This window comes from Pseudochelatococcus contaminans, from assembly GCF_014195635.1.
GTDB classification, from domain to species: domain Bacteria; phylum Pseudomonadota; class Alphaproteobacteria; order Rhizobiales; family Beijerinckiaceae; genus Pseudochelatococcus; species Pseudochelatococcus contaminans.
Window position 1 is genome coordinate 1 of the sequence record NZ_JACICC010000020.1, and the last position, 19,399, is coordinate 19,399.

General features: G+C 56.3%; 29 protein-coding genes. 24 read left to right on the top strand and 5 right to left on the bottom strand.

The features are described 5' to 3' along the window. The first annotated feature begins 172 nt into the window (after positions 1-172). Positions 173-346, top strand: a complete 174-nt coding sequence (locus tag FHS81_RS17435) for a hypothetical protein (protein ID WP_183754814.1) — start codon at positions 173-175, stop codon at positions 344-346. Positions 347-794: 448 nt separating this feature from the next. On the opposite strand, the gene FHS81_RS17440 is transcribed toward FHS81_RS17435, so the two are convergent. Further along, positions 795-1,034: a hypothetical protein gene (locus FHS81_RS17440; protein ID WP_183754816.1), complete on the bottom strand. Its 240-nt coding sequence runs from the start codon at positions 1,032-1,034 to the stop codon at positions 795-797. Positions 1,035-1,213: 179 nt separating this feature from the next. Between FHS81_RS17440 and FHS81_RS17445 the strand changes: the two genes are divergently transcribed. Next, positions 1,214-1,420, top strand: a complete 207-nt coding sequence (locus tag FHS81_RS17445) for a helix-turn-helix domain-containing protein (protein WP_183754818.1) — start codon at positions 1,214-1,216, stop codon at positions 1,418-1,420. A gap of 684 nt (positions 1,421-2,104) precedes the next feature. Here FHS81_RS17445 and FHS81_RS19395 read toward each other — a convergent pair. The 3 genes from FHS81_RS19395 to FHS81_RS17455 all read right to left on the bottom strand — a co-directional run bounded on the left by FHS81_RS19395 (position 2,105) and on the right by FHS81_RS17455 (position 3,295). Then, positions 2,105-2,524: a DUF4431 domain-containing protein gene (locus tag FHS81_RS19395; protein WP_487379028.1), complete on the bottom strand. Its 420-nt coding sequence runs from the start codon at positions 2,522-2,524 to the stop codon at positions 2,105-2,107. 14 nt (positions 2,525-2,538) lie between these two features. Then, complete coding sequence (locus FHS81_RS17450) at positions 2,539-2,847, bottom strand: hypothetical protein (RefSeq protein WP_183754820.1); 309 nt, start codon at positions 2,845-2,847, stop codon at positions 2,539-2,541. A gap of 112 nt (positions 2,848-2,959) precedes the next feature. After that, entirely contained in the window at positions 2,960-3,295 is a 336-nt protein-coding gene (locus FHS81_RS17455; RefSeq protein WP_183754822.1) for an Arc family DNA-binding protein, read from the bottom strand. Positions 3,296-3,394: 99 nt separating this feature from the next. On the opposite strand from FHS81_RS17455, the gene FHS81_RS19225 reads away from it, so the two are divergent. The 5 genes from FHS81_RS19225 (at position 3,395) to FHS81_RS17480 (ending at position 6,027) form a co-directional block, all read left to right on the top strand. Next, positions 3,395-3,631, top strand: a complete 237-nt coding sequence (locus FHS81_RS19225; RefSeq protein ID WP_210281807.1) for an Arc family DNA-binding protein — start codon at positions 3,395-3,397, stop codon at positions 3,629-3,631. A 13-nt stretch (positions 3,632-3,644) separates the two neighbouring features. Further along, positions 3,645-4,451 carry a KilA-N domain-containing protein gene (locus FHS81_RS17465; RefSeq protein WP_183754824.1) on the top strand — a complete coding sequence of 269 codons (807 nt, stop codon included), beginning with the start codon at positions 3,645-3,647 and terminating at the stop codon, positions 4,449-4,451. A 71-nt stretch (positions 4,452-4,522) separates the two neighbouring features. Beyond that, the gene (locus FHS81_RS17470) at positions 4,523-4,840 is read left to right on the top strand and encodes a hypothetical protein (RefSeq protein WP_183754826.1); all 318 of its coding nucleotides are present in this window, start codon (positions 4,523-4,525) and stop codon (positions 4,838-4,840) included. A 307-nt stretch (positions 4,841-5,147) separates the two neighbouring features. After that, a complete protein-coding gene (locus tag FHS81_RS17475; protein WP_183754828.1) occupies positions 5,148-5,516 on the top strand; it encodes a hypothetical protein in 369 nt (122 codons plus the stop codon). Then, positions 5,503-6,027 (top strand): hypothetical protein, encoded by a 525-nt coding sequence (locus tag FHS81_RS17480; RefSeq protein ID WP_183754830.1) that lies wholly within the window; start codon positions 5,503-5,505, stop codon positions 6,025-6,027. Before FHS81_RS17475 ends, FHS81_RS17480 begins: the two co-directional genes overlap by 14 nt. Before the next feature lie 321 nt (positions 6,028-6,348). Here the strand turns inward: FHS81_RS17480 and FHS81_RS17485 are convergent, their stop codons facing one another. Beyond that, positions 6,349-6,840, bottom strand: a complete 492-nt coding sequence (locus tag FHS81_RS17485; protein WP_183754832.1) for a hypothetical protein — start codon at positions 6,838-6,840, stop codon at positions 6,349-6,351. Positions 6,841-7,226: 386 nt separating this feature from the next. On the opposite strand from FHS81_RS17485, the gene FHS81_RS17490 reads away from it, so the two are divergent. The 17 genes from FHS81_RS17490 to FHS81_RS17570 all read left to right on the top strand — a co-directional run bounded on the left by FHS81_RS17490 (position 7,227) and on the right by FHS81_RS17570 (position 19,290). Beyond that, complete coding sequence (locus FHS81_RS17490; protein ID WP_183754834.1) at positions 7,227-7,748, top strand: phage baseplate protein; 522 nt, start codon at positions 7,227-7,229, stop codon at positions 7,746-7,748. Between the two features lie 8 nt (positions 7,749-7,756). Further along, positions 7,757-8,119, top strand: coding sequence for a phage baseplate plug family protein (locus FHS81_RS17495; RefSeq protein ID WP_183754836.1), 363 nt, complete (start codon positions 7,757-7,759; stop codon positions 8,117-8,119). 16 nt (positions 8,120-8,135) lie between these two features. Next, complete coding sequence (locus FHS81_RS17500; protein ID WP_428982464.1) at positions 8,136-9,023, top strand: phage protein; 888 nt, start codon at positions 8,136-8,138, stop codon at positions 9,021-9,023. Beyond that, positions 9,013-9,726, top strand: a complete 714-nt coding sequence (locus FHS81_RS17505; protein WP_183754840.1) for a Gp138 family membrane-puncturing spike protein — start codon at positions 9,013-9,015, stop codon at positions 9,724-9,726. The genes FHS81_RS17500 and FHS81_RS17505 overlap by 11 nt, the downstream gene beginning before the upstream one ends. Before the next feature lie 2 nt (positions 9,727-9,728). Then, entirely contained in the window at positions 9,729-10,082 is a 354-nt protein-coding gene (locus FHS81_RS17510) for a contractile injection system sheath initiator (protein ID WP_183754842.1), read from the top strand. Next, complete coding sequence (locus FHS81_RS17515) at positions 10,082-11,254, top strand: baseplate J/gp47 family protein (protein ID WP_183754844.1); 1,173 nt, start codon at positions 10,082-10,084, stop codon at positions 11,252-11,254. Before FHS81_RS17510 ends, FHS81_RS17515 begins: the two co-directional genes overlap by 1 nt. A 29-nt stretch (positions 11,255-11,283) precedes the next feature. Further along, complete coding sequence (locus FHS81_RS17520; RefSeq protein WP_183754846.1) at positions 11,284-11,862, top strand: baseplate wedge 1 family protein; 579 nt, start codon at positions 11,284-11,286, stop codon at positions 11,860-11,862. A gap of 64 nt (positions 11,863-11,926) precedes the next feature. Then, the gene (locus tag FHS81_RS17525; protein WP_183754848.1) at positions 11,927-12,220 is read left to right on the top strand and encodes a hypothetical protein; all 294 of its coding nucleotides are present in this window, start codon (positions 11,927-11,929) and stop codon (positions 12,218-12,220) included. An 11-nt stretch (positions 12,221-12,231) separates the two neighbouring features. Next, positions 12,232-12,552: a hypothetical protein gene (locus tag FHS81_RS17530; protein ID WP_183754850.1), complete on the top strand. Its 321-nt coding sequence runs from the start codon at positions 12,232-12,234 to the stop codon at positions 12,550-12,552. Between the two features lies 1 nt (position 12,553). Then, positions 12,554-13,516: a hypothetical protein gene (locus tag FHS81_RS17535; protein WP_183754852.1), complete on the top strand. Its 963-nt coding sequence runs from the start codon at positions 12,554-12,556 to the stop codon at positions 13,514-13,516. Between the two features lie 5 nt (positions 13,517-13,521). Continuing rightward, entirely contained in the window at positions 13,522-14,013 is a 492-nt protein-coding gene (locus FHS81_RS17540) for a hypothetical protein (protein WP_183754854.1), read from the top strand. 77 nt (positions 14,014-14,090) lie between these two features. After that, positions 14,091-14,753, top strand: a complete 663-nt coding sequence (locus FHS81_RS17545) for a hypothetical protein (RefSeq protein ID WP_183754856.1) — start codon at positions 14,091-14,093, stop codon at positions 14,751-14,753. Positions 14,754-15,144: 391 nt separating this feature from the next. Continuing rightward, positions 15,145-16,344 carry a tyrosine-type recombinase/integrase gene (locus tag FHS81_RS17550; protein WP_124084167.1) on the top strand — a complete coding sequence of 400 codons (1,200 nt, stop codon included), beginning with the start codon at positions 15,145-15,147 and terminating at the stop codon, positions 16,342-16,344. Between the two features lie 139 nt (positions 16,345-16,483). Beyond that, positions 16,484-16,867, top strand: coding sequence for a type II toxin-antitoxin system RelE/ParE family toxin (locus FHS81_RS17555; protein ID WP_124084166.1), 384 nt, complete (start codon positions 16,484-16,486; stop codon positions 16,865-16,867). Continuing rightward, on the top strand, positions 16,851-17,153 hold the full coding sequence (locus tag FHS81_RS17560) for a helix-turn-helix domain-containing protein (protein WP_124084165.1): 303 nt from the start codon (positions 16,851-16,853) through the stop codon (positions 17,151-17,153). The genes FHS81_RS17555 and FHS81_RS17560 overlap by 17 nt, the downstream gene beginning before the upstream one ends. A gap of 21 nt (positions 17,154-17,174) precedes the next feature. Further along, positions 17,175-17,993 (top strand): TIGR02391 family protein, encoded by an 819-nt coding sequence (locus FHS81_RS17565; protein WP_124084164.1) that lies wholly within the window; start codon positions 17,175-17,177, stop codon positions 17,991-17,993. A gap of 13 nt (positions 17,994-18,006) precedes the next feature. Then, positions 18,007-19,290, top strand: a complete 1,284-nt coding sequence (locus FHS81_RS17570; protein WP_124084163.1) for a hypothetical protein — start codon at positions 18,007-18,009, stop codon at positions 19,288-19,290. Positions 19,291-19,399 lie beyond the last annotated feature (109 nt).

The following is a 19,399-nucleotide window of genomic DNA, read 5'->3' on the forward strand; positions in this document are numbered from 1 at the left end:
AACACGATACGACCGATGCGCCCACACCTTCTTTTCGGCCATATGCATCGCAGCAGCCGTAACATTCTATCTCAATCAATGAGTCCTGAGCCTAGAGGCAAAGTTTCGACGGGCTTCTATAACTGAGGGTTTTATTGAAAAGCTTAAAGCTATGTCAAAATGGACGCAGGATATGCAGGCCGAAAAGCTCGTGTGCATTGGGATAGATGACAGCGGGGTCGAGGCGGTTTTCAATACCGATAAATTTGTGCAGAAAACTGAAATCAATGCACGACCCAACGAGCACGGCTCATACGATCCTGAGCAGGTGCGATTAGGTTTGATGACGAAGCTAGGTATTGGTTAGATGGGAAGCGCACAAAAGCTCTTAGCTCTTTCTGTCTTTCTGGTCATAACGATTCTGGCTTATTTGCTTAGAGCCGGAATGACGGAGGCTATCTCTCAGAATATAGTTACATTCATGTCAATCGCATTTGGCTTTTATATGACCTCCGTTGCCGTGTTATCTGGATCGGGCTACGCAAGATACTTGTACGGCGTCGTACAGAAAAACAGGCGTGGGATACATGTTCTTAGAGATTATTTCCGCGTGGGAGGGCTCTGGTCTTTGTCTTCCATTGCGATGGTGATGATATATACAATAGTCTCGCGGAAAGACGTTAATGGGTATTTGTACATCGCTGATATAAGCGGCCAGCATTCGGCGGGAATATTTTCTGTTGATCTTGGGAGCTTGTTGCTATCGTGTCTTTTTGGCATCGTATCGGTTAACTTCATATTGATGACGTTTATTTTCAACGTGATACTGGATAATCTCGTGGCATCATCTGTCGATCAATCTTGATCGGCCCGACGATGTCACCCTTCTTGAAAGGCTCGACCGTGCTGAAAACGTGCATTTCGCCGTCTCGCATGTACGGCTCCAGCTTATCGAAGTGGATGCGGATTGTGTAAATCTCCGGCAGCGCGCCGGGGTCGGGAGCGGGTGCATGATGCACTACAGACGCGCGTGTGCTACGGACTGGGACAGCCATTCTAGCCTCCTCAACAGGCTTGATCGGTTAGGCCTGGCGCGGGGAGCTTCCACCTTCCCCGCTGGGCCGCTTCGCGATACTTTTGTGCTCGCTTGGGTATAATATATTCATCCAAGCCCATTGCGTCAAGGGGCGCATGAATATAATATGCTCGCATGATTACACCTACTCAAAGCAAGATGGCACGAGCTGCCCTCGATTGGAGCATCCGTGATCTCGCGCGACAGGCCGCTGTCGGCGTTAGCACTGTCACACGCTTCGAGAATGGGCAGGGGGAGCCGATCCCGGCCACCGTTCAAGCTATAAAACTAGCCCTTGAAGCTGAAGGCATCCGCTTCACTGAACATGGCGTGGAAATGCCGGCTTTGGGGGGCAATGACGAATGAGTGACGCTCCCGAGCCGAGGGGCATTGTCGCCCCACTGGTCCACAACGAGCGGACGAAGCTGACAAGCACCTATCTGAACGGCATTGCCATCGCCACGTTTGCTATCGGGGCGCTTGCGCCGACTGTTTCAGTCGGGAACGGGTCGGCAACGGCAAGCTCCATCGCTGTGACACTCATCAGTGTGATTTGCATTACGGCCAGTCTCGGCCTACATTTCTTTGCGAGGCACCTTTTAGGGAGGCTTGAGCCATGACAGACTTTCTGCTTCTCCTGATTGCCCCCGCTGGCGCTGTGGTGATCGCTGCGGTGGTTTACTGGTTTACACGACACGATGCTGATCACTCCGCCAAGAAGGGCAAGGCATAATTCGCCCAACAAAAAGCCCCGCAGAAGCAGGGCTGAAAGATCACGCTAAAGGCGTGCGTGTGATATTCGCGAAGTCGGACGCCTTCAAGCTCGCGAACGAGAACGTGCAAAGCATGGTGAACGCCCGGCCCGTGTTGCATGATCCGTCCATCGCAAACAGATCTATTGACGCCAATTTGAGCAGCAACACCAACATCAACGTGTATGGTGCAGACCGGCCGGTAGAGGTTGCCGGGTTGGTCGAACAGACTCAAGGGCGGACCAATCAGAATATAGTACGGAATTTCGCAAGTGCAGTTCGGTGAGGGATGTGCTGTTTATTTCAGCGCCATGATAGAAACAACGTGAGCCACGAGTGGCGCGCGATGATGGGCAGTGTGAGCTCCATAGACCTCTGAAGTTGCGACGGCGACTGTTTTCCCATTGGATTGGAGCATAGTTTGCGCCGATGGGCCATCATCGACTGTTAGCTGGATGTCTCGAAAGAGTTCTTTAGGCGACACAAAATCATCGCCGGCTAGGCATACCGGCTCATCGACAGACAAGAAATAAGCTGAGTATGAATCGTTCGAGGTATACGGGCTCTTATCAGCCGGGCCGCCCTGTATGGTGACGTGTAGCGTTCCCTTGAAAATATGAAGGCCTGGATCTCCAGCGTCTATGCATGCGGTGGCAGATGCTCCGGCAGCAGAACAAGTGATAATGACAGCCAACGCCACTTGCGCCAACCGCTTCACAACCCAGCCCGCGATCAAATACCTCCTTTGCCGCTAATATCGCTTTCTAGATCTCCTGTTGCTGTTCTTGGCTGGGGCCGGCTGGGCGCCGCTACATACAACGGCATTTTGTAAATTATAGCAGCCAACCCAAAGGTTAGAGATAGCCCAATCCACGCCAGCAAGAACACGCCAGCCTCGAGAAGGCCATCCACGCCATCCTCAAAAGCGATTTTCCACAAGATATAAATCCCGGCTGGTGCAGACAAAATCCCAAACAGCCAGAATAAAATGAAAAAGATCCGTAACCCGAAACGATTTACATAAAGCTTGCTTTCGCCCACGATGCATCTCCAAGCTCAACTTGTACTCGCCTGTTTATACGACGCTCTCTGCGACGATTGCATCACGCAAATGCATTGCGTGGTCGGCTTTATTTCGCCGATGTCGTTCAGTTTATTCCCTGCCCATCTTGTCCGGAGTTTCGCTATCGGATTCGGGCTGACCACGATTAACTCGTACTTTTCTGAGTAGCGCGTTCACGAGTGGGCGAGCTTCTTCGCTTTGAATAAATTGGGCCAACTCAGCGGCCGCCCGCGCGGCTTCAGAGGTGCTCCCCGGTCCTGTCACGAGCGCAAGCGGGCCATCAAGCGTTGCCTCGAGCCGGGCGATGATCTCAGCATTCATGGAGCGGCCATGCTTATCCGCCTCCGCGCGAATCCTGTCTCGCATGCCATCAGGGAGCCGGAGCATAAACTGCTCAGCACCCCTTCCCGGACGTTTATCAGACATGCGACCTCCACAGAAATAATCGTATCACTGTGCTATCTATCTGTTGACGTCAATCCTCGCACGGTGCTAACAATATCACGGTGATAACAGGAGGCGATATTGATCCACCGCGGATCAGACCAGTTCAATGTGAGGCTACCGGATGGGCTGCGGGCGCGCATCAAGGCGTCAGCAGAAAGGAACCGCCGAGCCATGAATTCCGAGATTGTCTTTGCGATAGAGCGCTACCTAAACGCGCTCGACAGCGACGGGGCCAATGAGTTTGGCCACCACGGCCCCGTCGCTGCTTCTAGAACCGACGCCTTGCCGGGCGTCAATCCCACCACTCAAGGCTAGAATGGAGCCTCGAATGAGTAATGGAACATATAGCACGCCAGCGCCTCTGGTCTATAACGGCGAGGTGATCAATGCGCGCGGAGAAACGCTGTCGCTCACCGACATGTGGAAGGCGGCGGGGAGCGATCCGGCGAAGGCACCGGCTCAGTGGCAACGGCTGCCGCAATCTGTCGAGTTTATTGACCACGTCTCCGCCATTGTGGGAAAATCACACAATGGGATTTTTCAAGTAGTTAGGGGCGGTAATAACCCCGGTACGTGGGCGCACTGGCACGTCGCACTCGCATACGCGAAATACCTTTCGCCTGAGTTCCATGTTTGGTGCAATGAGGTTGTCCGCGCCCATATGGAAGGTCGCCGTGCTGACGCCGAGCAGAGCCTCACCCGCTACGATGCATCGGTCATTGGCAACATTGTCAAGAACTGCACCGGCGTCGTCATCCGGGAGCAGTTGGAAGTCGTTCTGCCGACCCTGATCGACCAGATGGTCGCCGCTAAGCTGGCGGAGCACAACCTGATGATCCGCTACGGCAAGACCGCTGGGCAGATATGGGACGGCGCGCGCCTGCCGAAGCTGAAAGGCGGCGCGGCGTGGCTCGGGAACCGCCTTGCAGAGGGCCAGTGCCTCATTGACGGCGGCGGGCGTGCTGAGATCGGCGGACGCGCTGTCCGGCTATTCGACCCCGACAAGGCCGCGATTGCCATGAAGAACGGGCTGCTTCTGCTCGCCAGACAGTACGTCGAAGGTCGGAAGGGGCAAATGAACCTGTTTCCGATCCGCGGCGGCCGCACCGACGAAGATCGCCCCTCAATCCAGTAAACCCCGAAAATCATCGGGCCGAAGCGGCGCTACCAACACCGCATCGGCCCTCACCGAAACCGATCAACAGGATGATCGCTATGGCTTCTAACTCAAATACCACGAAACCTGCTGCTGCGTCACAGGAAGATCTTATCCCCGAGCCGCCGATTGGCGTTGCCGACAAGATCATCGGCGAAACATATGACCTTTATTTTCTAATGGAGACCATCAGCGACGAGATGATGGAACTGGACTATGTGCGCCCTGATGGCAGTCGGAACATCAGGCTTGACCGCATCTCGGCGCTTATTGAGATCGCACGACGCCAGACTCGCATCCTGCACAACGTGATGGCCCGGAACTATGGGAATTTCGACGGCAAGGCCGACAGGAGGGCAGCAGCATGAGCCCCCTGCGTAGAGCCCTTGAACTGGCCGCCGGCACTGCCTGTCTGATTGTCTGGATGAGCGGCATGGCTTCCGCTGTCTTTATCATTGGAGGCTGACAGACCTATCGCGAACGAGACAAAATTTCGAAGCAGCCGTCCCACAACATCCTCCCCGCCAGATGCGGGGAGAATACATGAGCGGAGCCATATGGTCACGCTGCTTCCTTGTGAGTTGTGAAGGGGAGCATTGGCAGGCTGCAATTGCGGCCCGCAATTGTCCCAACGCGGCTGTCATGCTATGAGTTACGCCATGATAGAGGTGCATCATGGCTAAGGTTGAAACGATAAGGGGCGTGCGCAAGAAGACTCACAAAGGGCGGCAGCGTGTTGAGCTGGTCCTCAGCAATGAGGGTGCACATGTGGTTACAAGCAGCTACCCTGTTAAGATCAAGGCCAAGATCATGCGCTACACCGGAGTTGATTTAGCCGCATTTTCTGACGAGGTCGGGGTTCGCAATAAGACCGGGCGCAAAAAAATCAAGCGCGCCACTGGCCGAAGCGGGTATGAGCTGGCGAAAAACGCTTACAAGATCTCTGGCGGTGTGACGCCGGAGCTGAGGCGTATGTGGCAAGAGTACCAAGAGGATCGGGATCGCTATCGTCAGGTGGTCGAGCAAGTCAGTGACGAGTCTTGATGCGACCATCGAATACGTCGATCTAGCGAGCGACATGCATGTCCGTAACTTTTCCTGCGGACAGACAGAGATCGACGGGTGGTTCTCTGCGAATGCCAGCAAAAGCCATGGCAGGTTCACGCATAGAGTGACCGTGGCGCGGCGGCTCGTGAGTGGCGGCATTGTTGGATTTCATGCCCTGCGGCTCCATTCCGACATTACAGCCGATCTGAGGAAAAATGAGAAGGCGGCGTACTGGAAGGAGCCGTTCTTCCTAAGTGTCCAGCTGGTATATATCGCTGTCTCCCGCCCCCTTCATAGGAACAGGTATGGCAGCGGCCTGCTTATGAATGCTGTTCAGAGGGCATACCAAGTGTCCAAATTGGCAGGGAGCTACGGCATGACTGTGTGTGCTGTTGATACTGATACGGCACAGTTTTACAGAAACATTGGATTTGTTGATTACGGCCCCCCTGAGCAAAATAAACTTATTTTGCCCGTTTGGGTGATGGCAGAGCTGCTTGAGGGGTGATTCAGCGCAACTATAGATTTCTTGGTTGCAGCTATCGAAGAGACGGCGCGTGGCCGTCCTGTTTTGCGAGGCCGATAGTGGTCCTGTAACACAATTGGACCACGCAACGCCGCACGGCAGGCCAACGCAACAGATACCGGAATCGGATTTCCTGTCTTGTAAGCGTGCCAAATGCTCAGGGCCACACAAAGGAACTGCGCTGCCTCTTGACTGGATAGGCCAGATTTGTCTTGCTACTTCACCATGTCGTCAGATTGGAAGGGGTGCTGCGCTGTCCTTTCCGGGCATTATGTTCTATTATTGTAAATAACTTAAACTTTTTTATATTTTATTTTTATTATATAGGCTCCGAATAAAATCTCTGAAATCTTTTGGTAATTCTGTCTTTAATTCCATCTCATCCCAATGGTTGCGAAACACGGGGCGTTTCATGGCAGTTTCTATTCCTCCGCGCCATATTTCCCAAATGTCGCTATCGATACGTCCATTTTTCCAAAGTGCCCACTCTTCAAAGGAGAGTTCAAAATAACGGTAAAGTGCTTTTTTTAGCTCATTCCTCTCATGTTCATTTTCTATAGAAGATGCATCAAAATCCCAATCGTAGACATTTACGGGCATTCTATCAATTATAGATGAATATCTTTTCGTATATTCAATTAAATTATTTAGTTTAAACTGATTTTCTGATGATTTATATTGAAGTCGTATGCTGGTCGCGGCGATAATAAGAGAGATTGTGCCAATAATTGAGGCGATAATTGTTGCGATATCTGATAAATTGGCCAATTCATGGATTGGGGTAGCTAACGTCATCTTGCTGTCTCCGATGCGCTTCAGCTTGGAGGGGTTTAGTAGGACCTCTCCCCATTCTCCGGCTATTTCTTGCAATCAACAACCCAAAGAAAATGGATTGAGGCAAGAGAGCGTCGATAGGTGACAGGTATGCCGATTCATTCTCTCATTAGACAATGGCGTTCAACCGACTTGGACATACTAGGCATTGATCCGCAAGACGGAGGAGAGGCTGCGCGATCTCGGTCCAAGGTTACGTAAAAAAGCGCTGCCTTCGCGTCAGGGGCCAGCAGCGCATGTTCATGTTTCGGTCTTGACACTCGCCGCCATTTACAGGTAAATAGGTAAGCTGTTCTTCTTGTGCCCCGGATCATTCGTCCGGGGCTTTTTGCGTTTGGAGGGCCGGAATGATCCTTGACGCCGTACAGTCTGTTCTGATCTCGTCCGGGCGCTCAATCGGCACGATAATCCCCAATGTTGTGATTGAGGAGATCCATCGCGACGATCTAATCGTCACGGATCACCCGGTCGAGAAGGGGGCAGCGATCTCGGATCATGCGTTCAAGCGCCCGGAAGAAGTAGAGCTGCGTTGCGGATGGAGCAATAGCGTTGCGGGGTATGAGGGATACGTAGACGAGGTTTATGAAGAGCTTCTGGCGCTTCAGGAAAGCCGGCAGCCTTTCAGCGTGTCGACCGGAAAGCGGCAGTACGATGACATGCTGCTATCGTCACTGATCGTTACCACAGACGCTTCGAGCGAGTATGCGCTGATGGTTATTGCGCGCTGTCGGCGCGTCCTGATCGTGAGCACGCAGACTACTGCATCGAAAAGCGCAGACTATTATGCCCAGCCGCAAAAAATGCTTGGCGTGACGCAGCGCGGCTTGATCCAGCCGAAACCGATAAGCAATCCAGTCTACGATTTTTGAGGTGTTCGATGCCGGTTTTCGAGATACCTCTCATCGCGGCCCCGCAAACGTTTATCGTATCGCTGTCGGGGGTCGAGTATCGGTTCCGGCTGACCTATGCGGACGCCCCCGAGGGCGGGTGGCTGCTGGATATACTGGATAACAAGTCGAACGTTGGGACGCCGTTGGTCCGCGGTATCCCGCTTGTCACTGGGGCTGATCTGCTGGCGCCGTACCGGCATCTGGGCATTGGCGGCGGCCTGATCGTTGCATCAGATGCGGACATGGACGCTGTCCCGACATTTCAAAATTTGGGATCGGCGAGCAAGCTATATTTCAAGGTGGCCGATGGCTTAACAGTGGCTGCGCAAATGCTCTCTGGTCGTTTCTGATGCAGGCGGGGATGGCATTGAATTATCCGATTTGCGGATACGATTCGAGGTTCATAAGTTCCCTCACCAAACTCCTGGATATGCCGTCATCAGGATCAGCAACCTATCAGATCAAACCGCGAATTTAATTCAGAAGGAGTTCTCGCGCATTGTGCTTACTGCCGGCTATCAAGGCGGCGGGGCATCAGGGGTTATTTTCACCGGCAACGTGAAAGAGTGGCGCAAGGGACGCGAAACCCCGGTTGACACGTATCTTGATGTCATCGCTGCTGACGGCGATCGCGCCTATAACTATGCCGTTGTCAACAAAACGCTGGAAGCGGGGCACACCAATCGCGATGCCCTCAACGTGATCACGCAATCGCTTGCTGAGCACGGCGTTGACGTCGGTCACATCGCGGATCTAGGGCAGACAGTATTCCCGCGTGCGCGCGTGATGTTTGGAATGGCCCGCGATTATTTGCGAACGTTATGCCGCAGCACAAACACGCTGTGGACCATACAAAACGAAAAGTTGCAGATAGTTGAGGAAAAAAGAGCGCTTCCCGGAAGTGCCTATGTCCTCAATTCGGAAACCGGCTTGATAGGAATGCCTGAGCAGACAATGGGCGGCATTCAGGCGCGCTGCCTCTTAAATCCTGACATACAGGTCTCCGGGCAAGTCCAGATAGATCAGTCCAGCGTTTCCAAGGCTATGATGTCGAGTATCGACATAAACCAAGACGTTGACCGATATTTCCTACCGGGGATTGCCGCAGATGGCATGTATAAAGTTCTGTACATGTCCATGATCGGCGATACTCGTGGGCCTCAATGGTATTGCGATCTGACGTTGCAATCGTTGAACCCGAATGACAGCGCTGTGTTTGGCCCATTAACCAATGGATTGACGAATGCACCTTAAAGAGATGTGGAATGATCCGGAGGAGGCTTTCCGGGTCATGCTGGATGCATTCCGGCAGACGATCCAAACCAGCATGATTGGCACTGTGGTCAGGTACAACAAGGATAGCCTGACGGTTGATGTGCAGCCCGCGATGAAAAGCGTGGTGCGTAAGCCCGATGGGACTTTCGAGAAGGTGTCAATGCCGATCATCCCCGGCATCCCTGTGTCATTCCCTGGCGGCGGCGGGTCGATTTTGACATTTCCGGTGAAAGAAGGCGACCCCGTAGTGTTGAACTTCGCCTCCCGATCGACGGATGCTTGGCATCAGTCCGGTGGAGAGCAGGAGCAGATCGACGCCCGGACGCTTGATCTGAGCGATGCTGTTGCCCATGTCGGCATCCGCTCACAAGCTGGCTTGCCTGAGAATGTCAGCGGGGACGTAACGCAGCTGCGCACAAACGACGGTAAAACGTCCATCTCCTTGAGCGCCTACGGAGGCGTTAGCGTCGATACCGATCAGGCAGTATCGGTATCGACAAAGCAGGCGGTATCGATATCGGCCACGCGGGGCGTCACGATCAATAGCGGAGATGGGACTGTGGCGCTGAAGGGTGATTTCATCGTCGATGGTGATGTTATCGCCCGGGGTGTTAGCCTGCTCAATCATGTTCACGGCGGCGTCATGTCGGGGCCAGCCAATACGGATAAGCCCGTGAGGTAGTTATGCGATATCGCAAGTTGGACGCCAATGGCGATATGGTGTTCGGGAATGGAGGCGACTCCTTTTATCACGATGTTCCCGACGCGCCCGCGCAGGCGATAACAACCCGTCTCAAACTCGGTCTTGGGGAATGGTTTCTGGACCTGAAGGACGGAACGCCGTGGAAAACAAGAGTGCTCGGAAAATACACGGGCTTCACGCGCGATCCGATGCTGAGAAGCCGTATCCTGAAAACGCAGGGCGTTAAGAGCCTCGACGCGTATTCCAGCAGCGTCAACGTCGACACGCGGCGTTTTGAGGTTTCAGCGACCGTCAGTACGGCCTATGGGCAAATAACTGTGAGGGGGCCGGTCTGATGAGCATCACTTGCACGGTGGATGAACACGGCATCCACAAGCCTGATTTTGAGGTCGTGCTTGATTACCTGAAGGGGGCATATCGGAGCATTTACGGAGCAGATGTCTACCTGGAGAATGACAGCCAGGACGGGCAGCTTCTTGGGCTTTTCGCCACCGCGATCAACGATGCCAACAGTATGGCCGTGGCTGTTTATAACGCATTTTCCCCGGCTTCAGCGCAGGGGGAGGGGCTGTCTCGCGTAGTTAAGATTAATGGCATCGCTCGCGCCACACCGTCGTCGTCGTCTGTTGATCTCAGGGTTGTCGGTCGCCCGGGAACGGTGATTTCCGGCGGGGTAGTTGCCGATATCAACGATATCCAGTGGAACCTTCCACCAACAGTGGTCATACCGCCGTCTGGGGAAGTCGCAGTTACCGCAACTGCCGCAGTGTTGGGAGCCGTTCGCGCGGCAAGCGGGTCAATCACTGGCATACGCACACCGACGCTGGGGTGGCAATCCGTTAGCAACCCGGGGCCAGCATCTGAGGGCGCTCCGGTCGAATCTGACGCTGGGTTGCGCCGGCGCCAGGCCGTATCGACGATGCTGCCATCTCAGACGGTTATCGATGGGATCGTTGGAGCTGTGGCCGCGGTCGATGGGGTAACGCGTTACAAGGTTTATGAAAACGACACGTCTATCATCGACGCGAAAGGAATCCCTCCTCACTCAATTGCAGTGGTGGTCGAGGGTGGCGATCTACAGGCCGTGGCGGACGCGGTCATGCTGAAAAAGACGCCTGGGGCGGGAACTTACGGGGCGATTAAATTAACGGCAAATGACGTTTATGGCATACCTCATGTCGTGGAATTATCAAGATGCGCCGAAGTTCGAATATCGGCGCGCGTCGAAATAAAGCCTCTTACGGGTTACAGGTCTATCGCAGAATCCAGCATTAAACGGGCAATATCAAGCTATATTACAGCTCTAAATATCGGCAGCAAGGTATCTAATTCCAGGCTATATGCATTGGCCGGGTTAGATGAGAGCGTAAATGATGAGACGTTTGAAATAAAAACAATCGTCATCGCGCGGGATGGCCGTGATTATGCTGATAGTGATATCAACATAGCGTTTGATGAGGCTGCAATCTGCTCGCCAGATGACGTCAAAGTTGATCTTGCGCGTTGATGGATCAGCGTCAATCAAGGAGGGCGGAAATGCTGTCGGAATATATCGGTCGCCTGCCTCCATATAACCGCGACAAGCCGCGCTTTGTGGCGACACTAGGCGCTTTGCTCTCCCCCATAGAGCAGGGCCGATCTGCAATCGAGGGCCTTCCTGAGATTTTTGATCTGGACAGCGCTGCGGGCGTTCAACTCGATCAGGTTGGCGAATGGGTGGGCCGGGCACGTCAGGTTTTCATGTCGCGATCAGGACGGGTCGATGAGCTCGCGGATGAGGATTATCGCCTGCTGTTGCGAGCCAAGATCGCGGCGAACCAGTGGGACGGCACGCCCGTTGGAGCGAAGGCAGTGCTCGACATCGTTTTTTCAGGCGCTACTCACGCCTTCGCCCAAGACGGTTTCGATATGTCGATGATATTCGGCATATCGGGGAAGATCCCAAGCGAGATATTCATGTCTCTTTTGACCGGCGGATACATACCCTTAAAGCCGTCTGGCGTTCGGGCGACATACCTCGTCGTGTCAGTCGACAGCACCCCGATGTTCGGGTTCGACGTTGATAACGAGTATATTTCAGGCTTCGACAGATCGTCATGGGGCGTGGCCGCTTAGGTGCTCTACAGATTTTTGTCAGCTCATTGCCTCGCTTTTGCGGGGCTTTTTTGTTGGAGGGAAAATGCCGATCAATGAAATACTTCCATTCGCCACAGCTTCCGGGGCGAACGTCATGCCTCAATCAGACTACGCATCGATGGGCGGCAGAGATCTGGGGTTTACGTCCGGCGTGGCGCAATCCAGACAGTTAAACAAGGTTTGGCGGCAGTCGTCTTTTGTCTCTGCTGCACTTTCCAAGTGCGTCGTGGACCGAACCGGGCTCGATGTTGCCGACGATGGTGATGTTGACGGGTTGGCCAAAAAGATGGCCATCGCATTCCCGGTACCGGCGCTGCTGTTCTACGGCAGCCTGTGAGGGAGGATCACATGGCCATCCTCTTATATCAGTCCGCCCTTCTTGCGGGCGTGACAACCGATATTACTGCTGGCGGGATAGCCGGTGGTGGCACTTATCTGCTGACGGTCTGCAACCGCAGCGCCGGCGCGATCCCGGTCTCAATCGCAATCACCACCGGCGGTGAGCCCACGGACGCGTCATGGCTTGAGTATCTCACGCCGGTTCCAGCTGCCGGGAGCGGCAAAAACGTATTGTCCCGTCACCCTGTACCGCTGGGTGAGGGCTGGCGGGTGTTCGTGCGGGCGTCCGGCGACGGACTGGCGGTCAATCTTATTGGACGGGAGGAGTAACATGCATCGCTATTATGACGGCGATGACGCCAGCAGCGGTGCTGACGATGCGCGTCAGTCACTCGGCATTTTCGGGAATGGCTTGTATGTGGTTTACGATCGCGACGGCACGTTCGGCTTCACCGCTCCCATTACTGGCAAATATCGCATCCGGGTCGGTGGCGCGGGAGGGTCTGCGTCGCTGCCGGGAGGGTCCAGCTCGTTCGGGTCTTACCTCTCCGCTACAGGCGCGACGACAGGCGCCCCTGGCACCGGCATAGGCGGTGCATTTCAGGCGACGGGCGGACTGGGCGGCAACGGTGGCGGCTCGGGGACTAATGGATTTGGCGGCGGCGGCGGTGCGGGTGGCAGTTTCCTGGGCAACGGCGGCAACGGCGGCAACGGCGTTGCCGCCGGTGAAAACGGCCAAGGTGGTGGCGGCGGCGGCGTTGGGGGGCGCGGCGGCGATGCCGTCACCGGGACGTTAGGGCATGGCGGCAGCGGTGCCGGCGCAGCGTCCGCAGCATCGGGAGGATCCCCCGGCAGTGGCGTGGGCGGTCTGCGGGCGCCGCGATTCCCGACCGACATCCTCGATGGTCGGGGCGGTCAGACATATATGCCCGTACAACCAGCCGGACAGTTGGAGCTCGACATCAATGGCGGCCCAGGTGGCGGCGGCGGCGGGGGGCATTACGCCTCGCCGCCTGCCGGCTGGGCAGGCAACGCCAGTGCCGCCATCACGGGTGGCGACGGCGGCGTGCTTGGCGGTGGCGGCGGCTCGGGCGCATCGTCCTACAATGCGCGCGGCGGCTCCTGTGGCGGCGGTGGTGGCGGTCAGCGCGCAAGAGGTGGTCACGGCGGCGGCTGGGCGCATGACGTCATCGATCTCGTTGCCGGCGAGGTCGTTACCGTCACTGTCGGAGCCGGCGCGAAGAACGGCACCTGGTTGGCGGGCGGCGACGGTCTGGTTGTGGTGGAGTGGTAATCGACATGAGCAATTATGCGCGCATTATTAACGGCATTGCCGTAGACGTATCGGCCGATCCGATCGCGCGGTTTCATCCCGTGTTGGCGGCCGAGTTCGTGGCCGTTCCGGATGAGGTCCGCGCGGGCTGGGTGCTCGACGGCGATGTCTGGCAGGCTCCCGCCTCGGCCGACGTGCCGGCAGAGCCCGAGCCGGCCCCCGAGCCCGTCCAGCAGTACAAGCTGCAGATGTCGCCAGTCGAGTTCAAGATGTTGCTGACGCCGTCCGAGCGGCTCGCGATCCGCACGGCTCGTGAGTACACCGGCGATGACGAGGCCCGGCGCACACTCGCCTATCTGATCGACGACTGGTGGCTGATCGTGGACGATTCCCGCCTGTCGGAGGTCAATCTGGCACTGCCACAAGTGCAGGAGGGGCTCGACATGCTCGTGTCCGCCGGCATCCTGACAGCAGAGCGCCGCGCAGAGGTCGGATTGGGCCTGCCTGTGGCGGGCTGATATCGCGCCAGTTTTAACGGGCCTTCACAGTCGTTAAAAGTTGAGTCTTCATGATCTCTCCGTTCAAAGGAGTGATTATGAAGTCTGTATTCCGCAAAATGCCCAAGGCGCTACTGGTCGTTGCGATCACTGTGATCGGATGGGTTCAATTATTCGCAAAAAGTGTCGGCATCTTTGCTGTCGCGGGGGATAGCCAAATGGCCAGCGACTATATTTTGGGGTTTATCCAGTTCGCCTCAAGTTTGCCGTGGCCATTTTCAATTGCCATCGCTTTCGGTTGCACCCTCATTTCATATTTGCTGCTCCAGCAGATTTTCTCGAAAGAGGTCGTTATCCGATCGGATATGTCGATCCGTGATGTGAGGGCATCGTCTTCCGTGGAACTGGCTTTTGACGGAGGGGGCTGCATGCTGCTGAAGCCCACGGGCAACACCCGGCTACAGCCTGCACAAGTGGCGCAGGAAGGTGCCTACAGGTTGTTCGTGCTATTCGGAGAGCATGTCTATGACATCCACTTCGCCGAGCCATTCGAGTTTGTCGGCGGCAAGGATATGAGTAGCGAGAAGGCGTCCGGCACACTTTATGAGTACCAGATTGTGGTCATCAGAGATGGCCGCGATTTCCGCTACTTTGTGCATGACACGCTGGCGTTCAGCGTTGCCGTATCTGTATTGCGCGAGTATGTTGACAAGAACCTGAAGAAAGCCCGATCTGCCGCCTACTTTCATGGGTTGATGTGAGTGCGTAAATGCACGCCAGCCGTGTCGCTCTGGCGCCTGATGTAAAAGATTCCGTCCCGAAGGTCGTGTCAACCAGTCCCAAAGATCGCGGCGCGCCACACTTTGAAGCGCTCGGATTCACCGCTGAGCAGGTTGACGCGTTTTTCACGGCGGCAGCGCAGCTGTAGCCACTCACCCAACAACTGACACACCGGCCGCCGCAAGGCGGTTTTTTTATTTCACCATGACTCCAGCACCGACCTTCTCTGGACTACGCCGCAGCCAGATACAGCAGGTTTATCAATAACTTAGGCGAGTTCATCATATGCCGGTGCTTTCTGAAACTTGACCCGGCTTCCACCCGCTTGGCTCCCAACAGGCTCCTGGAAATCGGGTCTTCCGAGGAGTCATCATGGCGAAAATCAAACTCACCAAGTCCGCAGTCGATGCGGCACAAGCCCAGGCGCAGCCCATCGAACTGCGCGATACCCTGGTTCCTGGCTTCCTGTGCAAGATCACCCCGGCAGGCCGCAAGGTGTTCATGCTCCAGTACCGGACAAACGCTGGAGAGCGGCGCAAACCTGCCTTGGGACTGTATGGAGAGCTGACCGTCGAACAAGCCCGGTCGCTAGCCCAGGAGTGGCTGGCACAAGTGCGCCGGGGTGGCGATCCTGCCGCAGAGAAGGCTGCAGCGCGTCAGGCACCCACGGTCAAGGAGCTATGCATCAAGTTCATGGAGGACTACTCCAGCCAGCGCAACAAGCCGAGCACCCAGGAAGGCTACCAGAGCGTCATTGATCGCAACATCATTCCGATGCTTGGCCGCTTGAAGGTGCAGGATCTGAAGCGGCCCGATGTCGCTTCAATGATGAAGAAGATGGCGCACAAGCCCGCCGATGCGAACCGCACGTTCAGCGTGATGCGCAAGATGTTCAACTTGGCCGAAGTGTGGGGGTATCGCCCCGACGGCACCAACCCATGCCGCCATGTGCCCATGTACCCGAACGGCAAGGCCACTCATCTCATTAGCGACGAAGAAATGGGCAAGTTGTTCCGCTACCTTGATCAGTTGGAGGCAGAAGGGCTGGAGCATGCGGTGATCCCGCTGGCCATCCGCCTGCAATTCGAGTTTGCCGCTCGTCGCTCCGAAATCATTGAACTTCAATGGGATTGGATTGATCTGGAACACCGTCGGGTGGTGTGGCCCGACAGCAAGACGGGAGGCATGTCCAAGCCAATGAGCGAAGAAGCCTACCGGCTTCTCTCAGCGGCGGCCCGCAATGCTAAGACGCCCCATGTACTGCCGTCTCCGCGTCATCCCGATCGGCATCTGACCGATGGCGAGTATTACAGCGGGTGGACTCGCACTCTGAAAGCCGCTGGTGTGACGCATGTGGGTACGCACGGCATCCGCCATCGCTCGGCGACCGACATTGCCAACTCGGGTATCCCGGTCAAGGTCGGCATGGCGCTGACGGCGCACAAGACCGTGGCGATGTTCATGCGCTACGTCCACACAGAGGACAAGCCGGTGCGCGACGCGGCTGAATTGGTGGCAAATCGGCGCAAAACGATCACAGGCGTATCCCGCGCTGCGGAGGCAACAGCGTGACTGGCAAGCATGCTCCCGCCTTGCCAACCCCGATTGTCGTGTCGCTGTCACGACAATCGGGTGTGCCGCCCCTTCCGGGGCGGCCTCACTGTGCCAACTTGAAATGTGTACCCGTTACGGGTATAGTTTGGAGGTCGATATGACGCCCATCCTTAAGCGCAAGGACTTTGCTCGGTGGCAGTCGGGCGAGAAGCTGCCCGATGCTGTCTTGTGCAAGGCGGTTCAGGAGATGGAAAGCGGTCTGATCGACGCGGACTTGGGCGGCTTCCTCTACAAGAAGCGGGTGGCCCGCCTTGGTGGTGGCAAGAGCAGCGGCTATCGCACGTTGCTTTCGGCCAAGATTGGCAGCCGCTATGTGTTCTTGCATGGTTTCCCGAAGAACGACAAGGCGAATATCACGCAGGACGAAAAGAAGGCGCTGCAATTCGCCGGCAAGGTGTTCTTGGAACTGCCTGCCGAAGCCTTGTCGAAGGCGTTGCAGTCGGGTGTTTTAGTGGAGGTGCATTGTGAGCAAGATCATTGAATCGCTGCGTGGCGACCTGGCTGCGCTCCATGAAGCGGGCGCGATCAGTAAAGTGACGATGCGCGAGTTCGACGCGATTTGTCCGCCTCCGGTGCGGGAGTTCGGCGCTGCCGACATCAAGCGCTTGCGCGAAGGCTTGAAGTTCAGCCAGCCGGTGTTTGCGCTCCATCTGCATACGTCGGCATCGACCGTGCGCAAGTGGGAGCAAGGCGAAACCCATCCCACTGGCCCGGCACTCAAACTGCTGAACATCATTGCCGACAAGGGCTTGCAGGCCATCATTTGATGCCCACCGAGGGAGACAGGTTTGGCCACGCGCATCGACCCTTTCAGCTCGCAACATCTTGAAGCCGCTTGCCGTGTGCTTGCAGATACCGAGCGGGGCCTGAGTGGAACGCAGATCGAGCGCTTGCTGCAAGAAATCGAGGTTACTGACACATCGCCCGGCATCACCAAATGGAAGCGGTTGTTCAATGCGCTGGCTGGCGCGCAGAACCGGCACCAGATCGGGAACCATCTCATCATGTTCATCAATCGCGTGATGAATCCGGTGAACTACGCCCGCGACCCTGCGACGTTTTCCTGGCGGCGCAATGAACTCAATGTCGTTCTGGCCTTCTCCGGTTTCTACGTGCGCGAAGACGGCAAGGTCGGGCATGCCGACAAGGCCACGACGCTCGATGCCGCGCGCGCCCGTGCAGGACGACTCAAGGCCGTACTGGAAAGCCGCGTCGTTCATGCGGAAGTGCTGAACTACTGCCGCGCCGAGTTGCTGGACGAAAACTACTTCCATGCCGTGTTCGAGGCAACGAAAGGTGTTGCAGAACGGATTCGCCTGCTATCAGGCCTGAACAGCGATGGCGCGGATCTGGTGAACAAGGCATTCGCGGGCCAGCAGCCTGTTCTCGCTTTGGGACCACTTGCCACCGAGTCAGAAAAAAGCGAGCAGAAAGGCTTTGCCAACCTGCTGATCGGCCTGTTTGGTGCTGTGCGCAATCCGCTGGCCCATGCACCCAAGACGAATTGGCCCATGTCCGAACAGGACGCGCTGGACATCCTGACGCTGGTATCGCTGATTCACCGCAAGCTGGATGGCACCACGAAATTCGCTGCCGTATCGCCATAGGGGCAAGACAGGAATGGACGAGGCGATCGTTGTCTTCTCTCGAAAAGGAATTTTCCAGACCACGATCGCCGCGCGCGACGTTCGCAGCCGGGAGCATGCGCGCAAGCTTTGGCCTCTAGTGTCTCCCGGCGCATCGCGGCAGATGGTGACATGGGTTAGCCCTTCCTTTGAAAGTGGGAAACTGCGCCGGCGATCCCATTTCCGTGTGCTTCCGACCCAGCACGCCTTTAATCCCAAAGCGCACTTTGACGATGAAGAAGCCAGTCGGTGGCGTGCTGTCCAGGAAAGTCCCGAACACCGGCGGGCAAAAGAACTTGTCGCGGCCGAGCTCTCCCGGCGCTTGAGTGCCGGGCTTGCGATGCCCTGGGCGTTCAAGGATGCGGATGCGTCGGACTATCCGTTGGAAGGCAACTTGTTGCTCGGTGCCGACCAAGTGGCAACCGAGCATCCTCTGGAAACGCCATTCGGCAGTAAATTCCGGCTCGACGTTGCCGTGCTTGGGCCACCGGTTCAAGCCGAGCCGATGGTACTGGGTGGCGTTGAAATCGAACTCGGCCACGCCTTCGACGGGCGCAAGGCACTAATCGGGAAGTCGCTCGGATTTCCGCTGATTTCCATCGACATCACCGAAATGATGCTGGACGAACTTACGCCCGAGTGGGCACAGCGGGTATTAACCGCAACCACGCGGAGCCACGAGCAAGGACGCCGGCAGACCTACATCTATCTTCACGATCTGTTGTACCCCCTCTACGCGCAATTGCCGGCGTTTCTGGATGACGAGCAACGCCATCAGTTCCTTGTGTTCGCCGACGATCGGACCCTGAACAGGTTGGTGCGCTGGATGAACCTGCTCGCCGAAAAGCTGGAGTACTCGAAGGGTAAGGTCGCCGTTGCGCTGGTCAACGGCAAGAACGAGCAGTCGCGCAAGATGCTTGAACGCGCGGGGCAGGTCGTTGGCCCTGACTGGAGTGAGTTCAACGCCCAGCGATGCCTTCGGCTGACCCTACCGCGCCCCAGAAGCCCGGCGGACCTCCAGGCCCATCGCTTCCACATGACGATGGCCCGCATCCTGCTGTCGCACACGGATGCGCTCGTTGGCTACAAGTATTGCAACGGCGCGGACAACAACCACCCCGAGGAGGACGTGTGGGTGGCACACCGCTGGATTGCCGATCTGAAAACCCATACCCAGCACCGTGTATTGCCGAAGCGGCTGGCCGAGCCGATCAACAGGTTGATCGCGGTGGTTTCAGATCTGCACCGCAATCATGTGGAAACAAGCCAAGAGGCGTGACGACCTTTCCGCCTGGTCGTGTCTCGGAAGTGGTAGAAATTGTCTGGCGGCGTAATCTCCGGGTGAACCAACACCCACCCAACCGGCGGCGGCAACCGCCAGGGAGATC

Coding starts and splice junctions, on each gene's coding strand:
- FHS81_RS17435 (WP_183754814.1), top strand. CDS start 173: ATGCAGGCCGAAAAGCTCGTGTGCATTGGGATAGATGACAGCGGGGTC.
- FHS81_RS17440 (WP_183754816.1), bottom strand. CDS start 1,034: ATGGCTGTCCCAGTCCGTAGCACACGCGCGTCTGTAGTGCATCATGCA.
- FHS81_RS17445 (WP_183754818.1), top strand. CDS start 1,214: ATGGCACGAGCTGCCCTCGATTGGAGCATCCGTGATCTCGCGCGACAG.
- FHS81_RS17455 (WP_183754822.1), bottom strand. CDS start 3,295: ATGTCTGATAAACGTCCGGGAAGGGGTGCTGAGCAGTTTATGCTCCGG.
- FHS81_RS17465 (WP_183754824.1), top strand. CDS start 3,645: ATGAGTAATGGAACATATAGCACGCCAGCGCCTCTGGTCTATAACGGC.
- FHS81_RS17470 (WP_183754826.1), top strand. CDS start 4,523: ATGATCGCTATGGCTTCTAACTCAAATACCACGAAACCTGCTGCTGCG.
- FHS81_RS17475 (WP_183754828.1), top strand. CDS start 5,148: ATGGCTAAGGTTGAAACGATAAGGGGCGTGCGCAAGAAGACTCACAAA.
- FHS81_RS17485 (WP_183754832.1), bottom strand. CDS start 6,840: ATGACGTTAGCTACCCCAATCCATGAATTGGCCAATTTATCAGATATC.
- FHS81_RS17490 (WP_183754834.1), top strand. CDS start 7,227: ATGATCCTTGACGCCGTACAGTCTGTTCTGATCTCGTCCGGGCGCTCA.
- FHS81_RS17495 (WP_183754836.1), top strand. CDS start 7,757: ATGCCGGTTTTCGAGATACCTCTCATCGCGGCCCCGCAAACGTTTATC.
- FHS81_RS17505 (WP_183754840.1), top strand. CDS start 9,013: ATGCACCTTAAAGAGATGTGGAATGATCCGGAGGAGGCTTTCCGGGTC.
- FHS81_RS17510 (WP_183754842.1), top strand. CDS start 9,729: ATGCGATATCGCAAGTTGGACGCCAATGGCGATATGGTGTTCGGGAAT.
- FHS81_RS17515 (WP_183754844.1), top strand. CDS start 10,082: ATGAGCATCACTTGCACGGTGGATGAACACGGCATCCACAAGCCTGAT.
- FHS81_RS17520 (WP_183754846.1), top strand. CDS start 11,284: ATGCTGTCGGAATATATCGGTCGCCTGCCTCCATATAACCGCGACAAG.
- FHS81_RS17525 (WP_183754848.1), top strand. CDS start 11,927: ATGCCGATCAATGAAATACTTCCATTCGCCACAGCTTCCGGGGCGAAC.
- FHS81_RS17530 (WP_183754850.1), top strand. CDS start 12,232: ATGGCCATCCTCTTATATCAGTCCGCCCTTCTTGCGGGCGTGACAACC.
- FHS81_RS17535 (WP_183754852.1), top strand. CDS start 12,554: ATGCATCGCTATTATGACGGCGATGACGCCAGCAGCGGTGCTGACGAT.
- FHS81_RS17540 (WP_183754854.1), top strand. CDS start 13,522: ATGAGCAATTATGCGCGCATTATTAACGGCATTGCCGTAGACGTATCG.
- FHS81_RS17545 (WP_183754856.1), top strand. CDS start 14,091: ATGAAGTCTGTATTCCGCAAAATGCCCAAGGCGCTACTGGTCGTTGCG.
- FHS81_RS17550 (WP_124084167.1), top strand. CDS start 15,145: ATGGCGAAAATCAAACTCACCAAGTCCGCAGTCGATGCGGCACAAGCC.
- FHS81_RS17555 (WP_124084166.1), top strand. CDS start 16,484: ATGACGCCCATCCTTAAGCGCAAGGACTTTGCTCGGTGGCAGTCGGGC.
- FHS81_RS17570 (WP_124084163.1), top strand. CDS start 18,007: ATGGACGAGGCGATCGTTGTCTTCTCTCGAAAAGGAATTTTCCAGACC.